At 57.8% G+C, this 14,155-nt stretch carries 8 protein-coding genes; 4 read left to right on the top strand and 4 right to left on the bottom strand.

Translation table 11 applies throughout. The features are described 5' to 3' along the window. Nucleotides 1-143: 143 nt before the first annotated feature. From nifT to NF78_RS02725, 3 genes are all read left to right on the top strand, one after another. A complete protein-coding gene (gene nifT / locus NF78_RS02735; protein ID WP_035984757.1) occupies nt 144-347 on the top strand; it encodes a putative nitrogen fixation protein NifT in 204 nt (67 codons plus the stop codon). A gap of 188 nt (nt 348-535) precedes the next feature. Beyond that, a complete protein-coding gene (locus NF78_RS02730) occupies nt 536-1,129 on the top strand; it encodes a (2Fe-2S) ferredoxin domain-containing protein (protein ID WP_052049678.1) in 594 nt (197 codons plus the stop codon). 424 nt (nt 1,130-1,553) lie between these two features. Further along, on the top strand, nt 1,554-3,143 hold the full coding sequence (locus tag NF78_RS02725) for a helix-turn-helix domain-containing protein (protein WP_035984756.1): 1,590 nt from the start codon (nt 1,554-1,556) through the stop codon (nt 3,141-3,143). A gap of 26 nt (nt 3,144-3,169) precedes the next feature. On the opposite strand, the gene NF78_RS02720 is transcribed toward NF78_RS02725, so the two are convergent. After that, a complete protein-coding gene (locus NF78_RS02720; RefSeq protein WP_052049677.1) occupies nt 3,170-7,180 on the bottom strand; it encodes a PAS domain S-box protein in 4,011 nt (1,336 codons plus the stop codon). A 281-nt stretch (nt 7,181-7,461) separates the two neighbouring features. Between NF78_RS02720 and NF78_RS02715 the strand changes: the two genes are divergently transcribed. After that, the gene (locus NF78_RS02715; RefSeq protein WP_035984754.1) at nt 7,462-10,197 is read left to right on the top strand and encodes an MGH1-like glycoside hydrolase domain-containing protein; all 2,736 of its coding nucleotides are present in this window, start codon (nt 7,462-7,464) and stop codon (nt 10,195-10,197) included. A gap of 70 nt (nt 10,198-10,267) precedes the next feature. Here NF78_RS02715 and NF78_RS02710 read toward each other — a convergent pair whose 3' ends face one another. The 3 genes from NF78_RS02710 to NF78_RS02700 form a co-directional block, all read right to left on the bottom strand. Further along, nucleotides 10,268-11,644 (bottom strand): glycosyltransferase family 4 protein, encoded by a 1,377-nt coding sequence (locus NF78_RS02710; RefSeq protein ID WP_081972477.1) that lies wholly within the window; start codon nt 11,642-11,644, stop codon nt 10,268-10,270. Nucleotides 11,645-11,795: 151 nt separating this feature from the next. After that, nucleotides 11,796-12,995, bottom strand: coding sequence for a DegT/DnrJ/EryC1/StrS family aminotransferase (locus NF78_RS02705; protein WP_052049675.1), 1,200 nt, complete (start codon nt 12,993-12,995; stop codon nt 11,796-11,798). Then, the gene (locus tag NF78_RS02700; protein ID WP_035984752.1) at nt 12,992-13,978 is read right to left on the bottom strand and encodes an NAD-dependent epimerase/dehydratase family protein; all 987 of its coding nucleotides are present in this window, start codon (nt 13,976-13,978) and stop codon (nt 12,992-12,994) included. Before NF78_RS02700 ends, NF78_RS02705 begins: the two co-directional genes overlap by 4 nt. Nucleotides 13,979-14,155 lie beyond the last annotated feature (177 nt).

Raw genomic sequence — 14,155 nt, 5'->3', positions numbered from 1 at the left:
GATGGGTAGATGGGATATTTACTTGTGCCACTCATCCACCCACCCACTCATCCACCCACCCACTCATCCACCCACCCACTCATCCACCCACCCACTCATCCACTCATCCACCCACCCACTCATCCACCCACCCACTCACCCAAATGAAAGTCATGCTCCGTACCAACGCCGCCGGTAAGCTCCTGGTTTACGTGGCCAAAAAAGACCTCGAAGAAGAGGTGGTGTCCCACACCCAGGCCGACGACGCACAGATATTTACCCTGTCCAACGGCTGGGAACTCTCTATAGCGGGCCTCAGCGACCCCATTCAAACGCCCCAAACCGTCGAAGCCCGCAAACTGAACTAACCCTGCAACCAGAACCCAGGGTTCTTTGGTTCTACATCCAGACCGACCTGTAACCCACAAAAGAACCCTGGGTTCTTCCCCCTCCCACCGCCCCCACCGCCCCACCGCCCCACCGCCCCACCACCTCCCATCCCCTCTACCCATCCCTCATCCACCCATCCACCCATCCACCCCCAAGGAGTTACCCCATGACAGACATCACCTCACTGCCCCCCTGGATGTTTAGCCTGGATGGCACCTTTATGGGGTTTGTAGAAACCGACTTCGCCAAGGTCAAAACGATCCGTCTGGAGGTGGACGGTGAAATACTGTCGATTAAACTCCGCAAGGAAGTGCGGGCTTTGCTGCGATCGCGGCTGCAACCCGGCGACTACCTGCGCTGCATTGGCCGCAGCGAACTCGATGGCGACACCATCAAGCTCAAGGCTAACCAGGTGTTTAGCCTGCTGCCGCCGCTGCCCAAAACCTGCGCTCTGCCAACCCGCTCAGCTCAGCAGAGCACCCCCCAACCTTCCCCCACCCTGAAAATCCGTATGTGCCGCAAGTCGGGTTGCCAAAAGCGGGGCGGCAAACACCTCGCCGAGGCCCTGGGGCAGGCGCTGCGCGATCGCAATCTGCATACCCAGGTTGAAATTCAGTACACTGGCTGCCAGAAACACTGCTCCGAAGCCCCCACTTTTACCGTCGATCCTGGGCACCACCGCTACAGCCGGGTGCAACCCTCGCGGGTAGCCGCCATTCTCGATCGCCATTTTGCCCCTACGAAGCCCAATTTACTGTAGGTGGGTGCGGGGTGTTGGGTTTCGGGTGTCGGGTGTCGGTTTACGGTTCACGGTTTACGGTTCACGGTTTACGGTTCGCCTTGTACCTTGTACCGTGCACCGTGTACCTTGTTCCGTGCACCCTGAACCCTTCCGTCCAAACTTACCAAAATCGAAGCCGTTCTCTGACCCACTAACGTGATGACACAGAGACGAAAACATGTACTTTATTAAACGATTAATACGGCTTTGAAATATGGTCAAAATACCATCAAAATAAGCGGCTCAATACCGTAATACTAACCACCAATTATCGGGCGGAAAAGTCCAGTCTGAACCTATTTTGAGCGATTAAAAAGAAATAATTAAACCGTATCCAGGGGCATAAAACTGGGTGGATTCGGTTGTTATTTCTTGTAGGGTCAATTGCCGAAGGGGGTTGGTTATGGCTTACACCGTTAAAGATGGCTGCATTGCCTGCGATAGCTGTCGCCCCGAGTGCCCCAATGACGCCATCAAGACTGCTGCCGATGGCTACTGGATCGATCCTACCCTGTGCGATCGCTGCGAAGACCTGGCCGTGCCCCGCTGCGTTGAGGCCTGCACCATTGGCTCTCTCGCCCCGCTCAAACCCAAAAAAGGCCGCAACAAAAGCACCCTGCTGCCCGCCGCCATTCCTGCCATTTTTCTCAACGGCAAAACCACCCCCTTCGCCTCGTCGATGGTGGTGTGGGAGGCCTGCAACATTTTGGCCCAGCGTCAGTCGCTGCTCTGGCAGAGCGATCGCGACAATTTCCTCTACCACCAGCGCGACATCCATCGCGGCCAGGGCAGCATGACCTTTCGTCTTGCCGCCAACCCCGAGGACCCGGCCTTGCCGCCGCTCGATTCTGAGCAGGGCTTGGCGGCCCTGGCCCAGTTCGACCTGCGGGCCGCCTGTCTGCACCTCATTTTCGCTGCCTATGCCACCACCTCTGACAGCCCCTGGGAGGAAACCTTTGTGCTCAATGACCAGCACATTGAGCAGTACCTGGGTCTGCACAGGCGCAAGGACCTGACCAAGCTCGAAAAGCTCACCCTGATTAAAACTCTGGTGTACCAGGCCTGCCAGCTGCGGGTAAGCCTCGACTGGCCTCGCCAGGGCCATGTCAAAGGGTTTTCTCTCCCCGAACATGCCGTTTGGCAGCTGCACCACACCCAGTACTATTTTGAGACCGATGCCGAGGGCTGTCGTCACCTGATTGGGCTGAGCTTTAGCCTCCAGCCCGGAGTCTGGGCCAGGCACTTTCTCAATCGGCAGGACTACCGCAAGCAAACCGCCTTTTACCAGTACGGTACCCTGCCCCAGTCGCTGCTCACCGAGGTGATGGGCAGTTGGCAGCAGCACGAGGGGGCCATGCGACTGCTGCTGTGGCTGGTGTTTAAGCTGCGCCTGGGCACCGACCACCGCATCACCGTGCGCACCCTGCTGCGCATTGCCTACGGCGAAGAGCGCGTGACCGCCGCCATTACCGTGCGCGGCGCCCACAAGCGGCTGCTCAAGACCTTCGAGAACGACCTGGAGGCCCTCTACCGCTACGGCCTCAAACCCCAGTTCGACCCCGAGACCTACCCCGCTGAGATCCAACCTCTGTGGGCCAGGGTGGCCGAAATTCCCGACGATGCCGATGCCGCCCTCGACTTTTGGGCTGACGACGCCAACCGCGATCTCAGCCTCACCGATCGCGCCCCCCGGGACAAGTGGCAGCGCCTGCTCAACGCCCGCCTGCTGGGGTTCGAGCTATCGGAGGACTGGCAGCAGACTGTGCGCAAACCCAAAACCAAACGTCGCCGCCAGCCCAGGCCCGAGCCCGCCGGGGATAATCTCTCCAGCGGGGCCATCAAAGCGGCTCGCCAGCAGCTCAACCTCAGCCAGCGAGCGCTGGCCCAGCGCCTGGGCAAAAGTCAGAGTTGGATTCGCGATGTGGAGAACGGTCGCTTTAGCATTGGCCCCGGCGATCGCGCCCTGCTGCGGCAAACCCTGGGGTTGAACTGAGGTCCAGGCCGTAGGGCCTTGCCCAGTCACCGGGTCGTACTCACGGGCCAACTGGTGTTGCGATCGACCAGGACGATCAGCGCCTGCACCAGGCGCTCGGGCTCCAGGGGCTTGGTGATGTGGTCCTGAAAACCACTGCTGATCGCCTGCTGGTAGTCTTCTTCGCGGGCATAGGCGGTGAGGGCGATCGCCGGTATCTGCCCCCCCTGCTCTGCGGGGAGCGCCCGCACCTGCTGGATCAAGGAGCAGCCATCTACCTCGGGCATGCCGATATCGCTGATCAACAGATCGGGCTGAAATGAGGCCAGCTTAGCCAGCACCTGCGCCGCTGAATCGACCAACAGCACCTCTGCCCCGTAATGGCTGAGGAGGGTCGAGAGCAGTTCGCGGGCATCGGGGTCATCGTCAACGGCCAGAACGCGCAGGCCGGTGAGGTCAAGGGCGAATTGGGGCCGCACCTGGGGTCGCGGGCAGTCTGGCGCCACGGTGAGCAGGGGAAGCTGCACGGTAAAGCACGTCCCCATTCCCTCCCCTGGGCTCTCGACGGCAATGGTGCCCCCGTGGGACTCCACCAGCTGCCGCACGATCGCCAGGCCCAGGCCCAAACCGCCATGCTGGCGCGTGATCGAGGCGTCTTCCTGCCGGAAAGTCTCAAAAATGTGGGGCATAAAGTCTGGGTGAATGCCTTTGCCGGTGTCTTTGACCGTAATTTTGGCCTGGTCGTCGACTCGCTCCAGCAAAATGTCGATTTTGCCGCCCTGGGGCGTGAACTTGACGGCGTTGGACAGCAGGTTCCAGACGATTTGCTGGAGCCGGGCCGCATCCCCAGACACCTGGCCGATGTTGGGTAGATCGGAGTGCAGGCCAATCATTTTGGCGGCGGCGGCGGTGGCGACGGTTTCCACCGCCGCCTCGATCACAAAGACCAGGTTGACGGGGGCCACACTCAGGCTGAGTTTGCCCCGCAAAATCTTGGCAATATCGAGCAGGTCATCGATCAGCTGGGTCTGGAGGATCGCATTGCGCTCAATGGTCGCCAGGGCAACGGCGGTTTTGGTGGCGTCTAGCTGGTGGGTTTGCAGCAGTTTTGCCCAGCCCAAAATTGGGTTGAGGGGCGACCTCAGCTCGTGGGACAGAACGGCCAAAAATTCGTCTTTGATCCGGTTGGCGCGCTCGGCCTCGGCTCTGGCGGTCTGCTCTCGCCGCAGCAGCTGCTCCCGCTCGGTCTCCGCCCGCTTCTTATCGGTGATGTTGAGAACGGTGCCGATGAAGCGGGTGGCCTCCCCCGCCGGACTGAAGAAGGCTTTGCCCTTGGCGGCAATCCAACGCACGATGCCGTCTTCGAGCCCCACCGTGCGGTACTCAATGTCGTAGTCGCCGCTGCCAGTGGGGTCCAGGGATTGCACCACCACCTGCTCGGTGCGATCGCGATCGTCGGGGTGCAGCCCCGCCAAAAACACCTCCCAGGTAATGTCGGCGCTGGGGGGCAGCCCAAACATCGCCTTGCACTGGTCGTCCCAGGTGAGTTCCTGGGTCAGGGGGTTGAAGTCCCAGGTACCCAGCTCGGCCGACTCCAGGGTCAGCCTGAGGCGGTCTTCGCTGCTGTGCAGCGCCTCCTCGGCCCGCTTGCGTTCGGCGTCCAGCCGGGCCCGTTCGCTGATGTCGATTACCGAGCCGATAAACCCTTTGAAGTCTCCAGCTCCGTCAAACCAGGGGTTGGCGGCGTCGATCACCCAGTGGTAGTCCCCCGACTGGTGTCGCAGCCGATACTCCAGCCGAAACCCTTCGCGGCGCTCGTTGGCCCTCAAAAACGCCGCCTCAGACGCAGCGCTGTCGTCGGGATGCACCGCCCCCAGCCAGCCAAACCCCAGGGCGGTTGCTTCCGTTTGGCCCGTGAACTGATACCAGCCCCGGTTGAGGTAGTTACAGTGGCCGGTAGAATCGGTCACCCAGATCATGGCGGGGGCGTTGTCGGCCATTTCGCGGAAGCGTGCTTCGCTCTGGCGCAGGGCCGCCTCTACCTGTATCCGCTCGGTAATCTCTTCGCACACGGTGCTGATGCCGACCACCTGACCGCCCGCCTTGAGGGGCAAGAAGTGCTCCATCCAGGTGCGTTGCACCCCGGGCTGGGCCGGGGTTTCCCCCTGAATTTTGACGTTGAGCAGCGGTTCCCCGGTTTGCAGAATCGGCCGCAGCAAAGTTTCAACGGGCTCAGCCAAGGCAGGAAACAGATCCTGCACCCGGTGGCCCAGGTGGGCCTCGATGGGCAGCCCGTTGATGTCGGCCAGGTGCTGGTTGATGCGCACAAAGCGCAGATCGGCGTCCAGCACGTTGAGGCCGATGGGGGCCGATTCGTAGATGGCTTCGATTTCGGCCAGCTGCCGCTGCACCAGGGCCTCACTGCGCTTGATCTCGTCGATATTGGTGAGGGTGCCAATCCAGCTGGTGAGGTTGCCGTCTTCGTCGCGGGTGGGAATGGCGCGGCAGATAAACCACTGGTAGACTCCATCCCACCGCCGCACCCTGCACTCGGTTTCGAAGGGGTTGCCGGTGGCGATCGCATCTCGCCAATCCGCCAGGGCGCGATCGCGATCCTCCGGGTGCACGGCATAGGCCCTGGCCACCCCGATCGACTCAGCTGCGCTCAGCCCAGTGTAGTCGTACCATCGCTGGTTGCGGTAGTCGATGGTGCCAGTGGCGTCGGCGGTCCAGATCATCTGGGGCATTGCTTCGGCCAGCTCCCGGTAGCGCTGCTGGCTCGCCTGCAAGGCGGTGGCATCCCGGTTGCGTTCGGTAATGTCTAAAAATGCGCCCACCACCCCGCGAATGCCGCTCTGACTGTCCCGCAGGGGGGTGGCGTAGCAGAGCAGCTGGTGCCGGGTGCCGTCGGGCTGCACAATCTCAAACTCGACGTCGCGCACGTCGATACCCAGGCGACCCGCCATTTGCATGGGTAAATCATCCGCCGCGACTTCCTGGCCGTTTTGCAAGACGCGGTAGGCGGGTTTCTCGGGGGGCGGGGCGCTCTGGGAAATGTTTTTGCCGGGGTCTACGCCCAGCAGCTGGCGCAGGTAGGCGTTGTGCTCCATCTGGGTGCAGCCCGCGTCGGTGGCGATCGCAATTCCCACCGGCAGCAGCTCCAGCAGGCTTTGCAGCTCCGCCACCCGGTTGGTCAGATCGCGGTTGAGCGCCTGCACCGAGGCCTCATGGCGGCGCAAGTCGGCCACGGTATGGCTCAGCTCCAGCTCCAGCCAGCGGCGATCGGTGACATCGCGCCAGGCGGCCACAAAGCCATCGTTAAGTTTGGCCGCCCGGATGTCAAAGGCCCGCACCAGGTAATGCTCGTTGTAGGTGTCGTCGTAGATCAGGGAATCCTTAATCAGCGGTTCGCCGGTTTCCACCAGGCGACAGTACTCGTCAAACAGTCCCGACTCGCGGTGGGCGGGTAGCAGCTCGCACAGCCCCTGGCCAATCTGCATTGCCTTGGACATGCGGTTGTTTTCGCAGGCGGCCCCGTTCAGGTAGTCGATGCGAAAGTCTACAATCTGCCCCGCCGAATTGCGAATGGCTGTGAAGATGCCGAAGCAGTCCAGCATGGTTTCAATCGAGGTGCGAAACTGCGCCTGACTGCGGGCGAGTTCCTGGCGCAGTTCGGCATTGTCGATCGCACTGCGCATGGCCAGACGCAGGTCTTCGGGGGCCATGCGGTCTCTGACCAAATAGTCGGCGGCCCCGCTTCTAAACGCCTTGGCGGCCAAAACGGCATCATCACCGTCAATCACCACGATGGGGGGGCAGCGATCGCCCATCTGGGTCTTGAGCTGGCAGAGCAGGGCAATGCTATTGGAGTGGGGCTGCTCTGCGCCTAAAAGAATGCCGTCAAACCGCTGGGTTTCAAACAGCGCCAGCGGCGGGTCCGGGTATCGCCCTGGCCAGATGTGATAGTCACAGCTGCTATCTTGCTGTAGCTGCCGCCTGTAGCCCTCATCGCCCTCATCTGAGTCAGCAATGACAAGGAGCGTTCGACTGATTGGCATTAGGAACCCTACCCAGTGGCGGTGACGAAGCGATTTATAAGCCGCAGACGGTGTTTAAAGAGGTTTTGTATAGCAATCGATTATAGCTTTTTTACTGCGGTGTTGCGGTCAGCGAGGGGGCGCTGGATTTTGCCATCGCCGCCCCATCATAGGAATTTCTTAGGAAGTTTCGAGAGGATAGGAACTGACATCCTCCCCAAGGCTTAAGTTTGTCTGAGATTTGCAGGCGGCCCAGGGGGATCAGGCAAAAATCTAGCTACTTTACCAGGCAGGACAGCACCGTGAGCGCAGAAGCCAACCGCCTTGCAGAGACCCGTTCCCAACTTGCCCCCTGGCAAAAGTGGGGCCCCTACCTGAGCGAGCGCCAGTGGGGCACCGTGCGCGAAGACTACAGCAGCGACGGCAACGCCTGGGACTACTTTCCCCACGACCAGGCGCGATCGCGGGCCTACCGCTGGGGCGAAGACGGCCTCGGCGGCATCACCGACGACCACAACCTGCTGTGCTTTGCCCTGGCCCTGTGGAACGGCAACGACCCCATTCTCAAGGAGCGGCTGTTTGGCCTCACCAACAGCCAGGGCAACCACGGCGAGGACGTGAAGGAGTACTACTTCTACCTGGACAGCACGCCGACCCACTCCTACATGAAGTACCTGTACAAGTACCCCCAGGCGGCCTATCCCTACGAAGACCTGGTGCAGACCAACGCCAGCCGCAGCCGCTACGAGCTGGAGTACGAGCTGCTGGATACGGGCATCTTCGATGGCGATCGCTACTTCGACGTGTTTGTGGAGTACGCCAAGGCCGACGCCGAAGACGTGCTGATTCAGATCAGCGTCGCCAATCGGGGCCCGGAGGCGGCCCCGCTGCACCTGCTGCCCACCCTGTGGTTTCGCAACACCTGGTCCTGGCGAGAGACGGGCGAAAAGCCGGTGCTGCGGGCTCTGGGCAACGGGGCAGTGCAGGCCACTGTCACCAACCCGGTGCTGACCCCGCTGATCACCGACTACTACTTCTACTGCGACGCTGGGGTGCCGCTGTTGTTCACCGAGAACGAAACCAACCAGGAGCGGGTGTTTGGCCAGCCCAACCCCAGCCCCTACGTCAAAGACGGCATCAATAACTACGTGATCGATGGCAAAACTGACCTGGTCAACCCCGAGGGGGTGGGCACCAAGGTCTCGCCCCACTACCGGCTGACGGTGGGGGCCGGGGAGACGGTGGTGGTGAAGCTGCGCCTGACCAAGGGCAGTCCCGACCAGGTGGGCGACCCCTTTGGGGCCTACTTTGACCAGCAGTTTGCCGCCCGGCAGCGGGAGGCCGACGAGTTCTATGCCACCGTGATTCCGCCTGCGATCCAGGCCGATGGCGATCGCGCCAACGTGATGCGCCAGGCCCTGGCGGGCATGATGTGGACCAAGCAGTACTTCTACTACGACCTCGACCTGTGGCTGCGGGAGCGCGGCGTCACCCCCTGGACCCCGGTGATCGACAAGAGCCACGTGCGCAACAGCGAGTGGTTTCACATGATGAACGACGACATTGTGTCGATGCCCGACAAGTGGGAGTACCCCTGGTACGCGGCGTGGGATCTGGCCTTCCACGTCATCCCCATCAGCCTGATCGACCCCGACTTTGCCAAGTCGCAGCTGATGCTGATGCTGCGGGAAGACTACCTCCACCCCAACGGCCAAATTCCGGCCTACGAGTGGAACTTTGGCGATGTCAACCCGCCGGTCCACGCCTTTGCCACCTGGGAGATCTACGTGCGCGATCGCGAGCGCAACAACGGGGTGGGCGATCTGGACTTTCTCAAGTACGCCTTCTCCAAGCTGCTGATCAACTTCACCTGGTGGGTCAACCGCAAGGACGAGGGCGGCAACAACATCTTTGAGGGCGGCTTTTTGGGCCTCGACAACATCGGCGTGTTTGATCGCAGCTCGCCCCTGCCCACCGGGGGCCGCCTGGAGCAGGCCGACGGCACCAGCTGGATGGTGTTTTTCAGCCAGCGCATGTTCCAGATTGCGGTGGAGCTGGCCCTGCACGACCCCCTCTACGAGGACCTGGCGATCAAGTTTTTTGAGCACACCATGTGGATCGCCGGGGCGATGGACCGCATCGGTGAGCACGAAGACGAGCTGTGGGACGAGGAGGACGGGTTCTTCTACGATGTGCTGCGGCTACCCGACGGCAAAGCCCTGCGGCTAAAGGTGCGATCGCTGGTGGGCCTGCTCTCGCTGATGGCGGTAGCCGTCTTTCCCCAGGAGGCGTTTGAAAAGCTGCCTCGCTTCAACGCCCGGGCGCGGGAGTTCATCCGCCGCCACCCGGAGCTGTGCGGCAATGTGCACCTGCCCTATGAACCGGGAGTGCGCGATCGCCTGATGCTCTCCATCCTCAACGAAACCAAGCTGCGGCGGGTACTCTCCCGCATGTTCGACGAGGCCGAGTTCCTCAGCGACTACGGCATTCGCTCCCTGTCGCGCCACCACCTGGAGCACCCCTACACCTTCTACCACCAGGGGGTGGAGTACAAAGTCGGCTATGTGCCCGGCGACTCCACCTCGGGCATGTTTGGCGGCAACTCCAACTGGCGCGGGCCGATCTGGATGCCTGTCAACCTGCTGCTGCTGCGGGCCTTGCTGCAGCTCTACAGCTACTACGGCGACGATTTCAAAATGGAGTACCCCACTGGCTCCGGCGACTACAAAACGCTGTTTGAAATTACCCAGTGCATCAGTGAGCGCTTAGTCAGCATCTTTACCCGGGATGCAAACGGTCGCCGCCCGGTCTACGGCGGGGCCGAGAAGTTCCAGAACGACCCCCACTGGCGGGATCTGATTCTGTTCTACGAATACTTCCACGGCGACGATGGCTCCGGCATTGGAGCCAGCCACCAGACCGGGTGGACCGGCTGCATCGCCCGAGTGATTCAGGCCCTGGGCTACTTCACCCCCGAATCGGTGCTCGACACGATCTCGCCCGGGAATCTGAGTACCTATAATCAGTCAGATCTATGATTAACCCTGACGAAAATGCAGCACCCAATGTCAGGACATTGGGTATGGAATAATACCGGCGGGCCGAAAACTAAACGCTTGGGGAGATTGGGCTTTTATTCAGTTTGGCTTTGGCCTGATTAGGTAATTCAGTCGACAAACCAATCATTTCACCTGCCTTAGTTATAGGGGTGTCAAAACTTTTTCCTCTGTACTGAGGCTGGTGAGCCACGACCTCCTCAAAAATCTCAATGATCCGCTTGACCTTAGCATCCCAATCAAAGTAGTTGCCTTTCACCCGTTCGATGCTGGCTTTGCCCATTTGCTGCCGCAGCTCAGGAGACTCAGCCAAGCGAATCATCGCTGCAGCTAACCCATCGACAAACTCCTCTTTTGAGTTCAGGTCTACCCGAATGCCGCAAGTATCGTCTGCATAGTCCCCTGGGCCAGCCCAGTTGGCGGCAATCACAGGCATGCCAATCGCCATTGCCTCCAACATGGCACAGCCACCACAGTCTCGAATGGCCGGCACCATATAGACATCACACTCACGCATCAATTCCTCTGCCTTGTCTAGAGGCAGCCAGCCGTAGAAGTTGACCTTGTCCTGAATGCCCAGGGCTGCAACCTGAGCTTGGGTCTCCTCCATCAGTTCGCCGCTGCCAATCAGCTCGAGCACCGAGTTGGTTCGTTCCGCAACTTGCTTAAAAGCCTCCACCAAAAAGGGAATGCCTTTTTGCTCAACAAAGCGCGCCATGTAGACAAACCGAGTCGGGCGATCCGGATGGGGCTCAGGGCGCTCAGACGGCGGCCAGAGGGACAGATCTACCCCGCTTTCCACGACCTCATAAAGCTTGCCTCGATATCCAGACGGTAAAGCCTTGGCCGTGCGGTCATTGGCAACTAGCAAAGCAGCAGCCTGTAGCTTGCCGGGAATCAGCCGATTTAATACGTCAGCCAGAGCGCGACCTACCTTAAACGAGAGCCGAATGGGGAGAGGATCTAGCTTCCGAAATGTTGGGGGAAAATCTAATCCCCCGCACATGGGGCCAATTATCACAGGCGCACCAACCCTGTACATAAAGCTAGGGGTTTTGGCCGCAATTGGCGTGGACGAGTAAACGACCTGAATCTCAAACGTTGCTACCAGTTGCCTCACAATTTTTCTGATTTGGCTCTGGGTAATGAGATGTATCAGCGACCCGATAAACATATCCTGAATGCGAAAAGGCAGAAAATGGCCAATTTTCCACAGAAAAACCTGAAGTGAACTGTCTTCAACAAAATAGATTTTTTGAAAAACCTTTTCATCCAAGTAACGCTTTCGCAGTTCATCGCGAACCCTGGCATGACAAACCATCCAAACATCCAGATGGTTTTCTCGGAAGCGATCAAAATAGTAAAGTGGCAGTGCTGATTCTCCACTCATCGACATTGACGCATTTTCAGCTGCAATAATTACTTTCATTCCACTATTCCTAATAGTCTTTAAGATGGTTGAAAAAGGACAGGACTTACAAGTAGGACAACCCAGAGAAATGTAAGGGGATGTCAGGAACACCAAGTATTGGCGCACTCTAATCTCTGTTCAGAAAGAATGCTTTCTTTAGCACTGATTTCTAAGCTATTGGTTGCAGCAAATCTTGCTTTAAATTAGGTAGTTTCTTAGCCTGTTGTCGCCACCCAGTAATTGCTTGGATGATTTGTGTCACCTGCCCTTGGGTTAAATGGGGATGCATTGGCAAGCTCAGAACTTCTTTGCAAATTAGCTCTGTTACATGCAAGCCACCATTCCCAACGGGAAGTTTAGAGTAATAGGCGGGTTGTAGGTGTACAGGAGCAGGGTAATGAATAGCAGTCCCGATTTTTTCACTGTCTAAAAACGCTTTCAGACTGTCTCGTTCGGGAGTGCGTAAAACGTATTGGTGGTAAACATGAGAAACGTCGCCTTTAAGCTGAGGAAGCCGGAGCGGCAGATCAGCTAGTAGCTGACTGTACTGTTGTGCGACCCATTGCCGCTTGCCATTGTCCTCGTCTAGATAGCGCAGCTTAACCCGTAGAATTGCCGCCTGTATGGGATCAAGGCGCGAATTAATGCCGGGGATATCGCTGATGTAGCGCTGCCGCCAGCCATACTGACGAAGCACCGAAACTTCATTCGCGAGATGGGTATCGTTGGTCACGACAACCCCACCGTCTCCCAAAGCCCCTAGATTTTTGGTGGGATATAGGCTAAAAGCCGCAAGATTCCCCCAAGAACCGATCTTGCGCCCGTTCAACAGAGCCCCGTGGGCCTGAGCACAGTCCTCAATGACAAACAGGCCATGGCGGTCTGCAATCTCCATAATGGCTGGCATATTTACCGGATGACCGTAGATATGCACTGGCACAATGGCTTTCAATCGCCCCAGGGTTGGGTTTTGGTGAACCTGGGCAATCGCTGCCTGCAAATGGTTCACATCCATGGTGTAGGTTACGGGATCGACGTCCACCAGCAGCGGCGTCGCCCCGGTACGCTCAATGGCAGAGACCGTTGCCACAGCCGTGTGCGACACCGTAATCACCACATCACCAGTCGTCACCCCACAGGCTTTTAGAGCAATCTCAATGGCGTCGGTACCGTTAGCGACTCCAATGGCATAATTGACTCCAATATAGGCGGCATACTCCTGCTCAAAGGCTTCGACCTCCTCGCCCAAAATATAGTAGCCACTCTCCAGAACCCGTTGAATAGCCTGATCAATTTCTGCTTTATGAGCTAGATAGCTCGCTTTAGGATTAGTTTGAAGAATAGGTTCAGTCTGTTCTATAGTGTTCATAGATAATGCTCCAAATTCTTTCGATAGAAATTCAGCGTATTGGTCAAACCATCAAGCAGAGATACTTTGGGGGTCCACCCCAGATCTAGCTGAAAGAGCTTATAGTCGCTAAAATAATCCCCAATATCAATTCGTTTCCGCTCAGCTGGAAATTCACGAACAACATATTCGCCGCCCCCGTTGGCCTCAACCATAGTCTTAGCAGTGCCTTGGAGAGAGATGACACAATCTCCTCCCAGGTTGTAGATTTTGCCTGCTGCTTTTTCACTAACGGCTGCCATTAAAAGGGCGTCAACGACATCGTCAACATAGGTATAGTCTCTTAACTGTTCTCCACCCCAAACTTCAAAGGGTTTACCTTCAAGCAAAAGGCGAATCCAAATCCCTAAAAAGGTCTGCCGTGTATCCTTAACTCGCATACCTGGACCGTAGGTATTAGTCAGCCGCAAGGCGGTAGAGCGAATACCGTAAACATTGTTGTAAAGAATGTGGTACCACTCACCAGCCATCTTGTTGATACCGTTGACGTCCACAGGACGGAGCAGATGCTTCTCATCTACTGGCAGGTAGTCGGGCTTGCCGTATAGCTGACGCGTACTAGTGAACACCACTCGAACGGTGGGGTTGTACTGACGGCAGGCTTCAAGGATCGAGAGTTGGGCTCGGCAGTTGATCTCCAGATCGGTGTAAGGATCGTTCATCGAGTCTAGATGGCTGGTCTGAGCGGCCAGGTTGAAGAGGTAGTCCTTCCCCTGCACCAGGTTGCGAAAACTGTGTTCATCACGAACATCAGAGACATTAATTGAAATTTTGTCTTGAATGTCAGAGATATTGAAGAGGTTGCCGCCATACTGAGGAATCAAGCTGTCTACAATGACAACCTCAGCCCCTAAATGGACTAATCTTCGAGCCAGATTACTGCCAATAAAACCCAAACCACCAGTAATTAGGACTTTCCGCCCTTTAAAGTGAATTTCTTCCATATCTTGCACAGTTAAATCAAAACTAAGCCAAAAAAGTCTAAATTGATATCAAGTCCAGAAGTCATTTTATTTATTTGTGAAGTTAGTGAATGAACCACCGTCACAATGAAAAAGTCAATGAATTTTCCAAATCATGTTTTAGCGATCAGGGAAAGACTAAATTATGACAAAAGAACC

The organism is Leptolyngbya sp. KIOST-1 (assembly GCF_000763385.1).
Taxonomy (GTDB): Bacteria; Cyanobacteriota; Cyanobacteriia; order Phormidesmidales; family Phormidesmidaceae; genus Nodosilinea.
The sequence above is the reverse complement of the archived record's forward strand: the minus strand, read 5'-3'. Positions and strand labels throughout refer to the sequence as shown.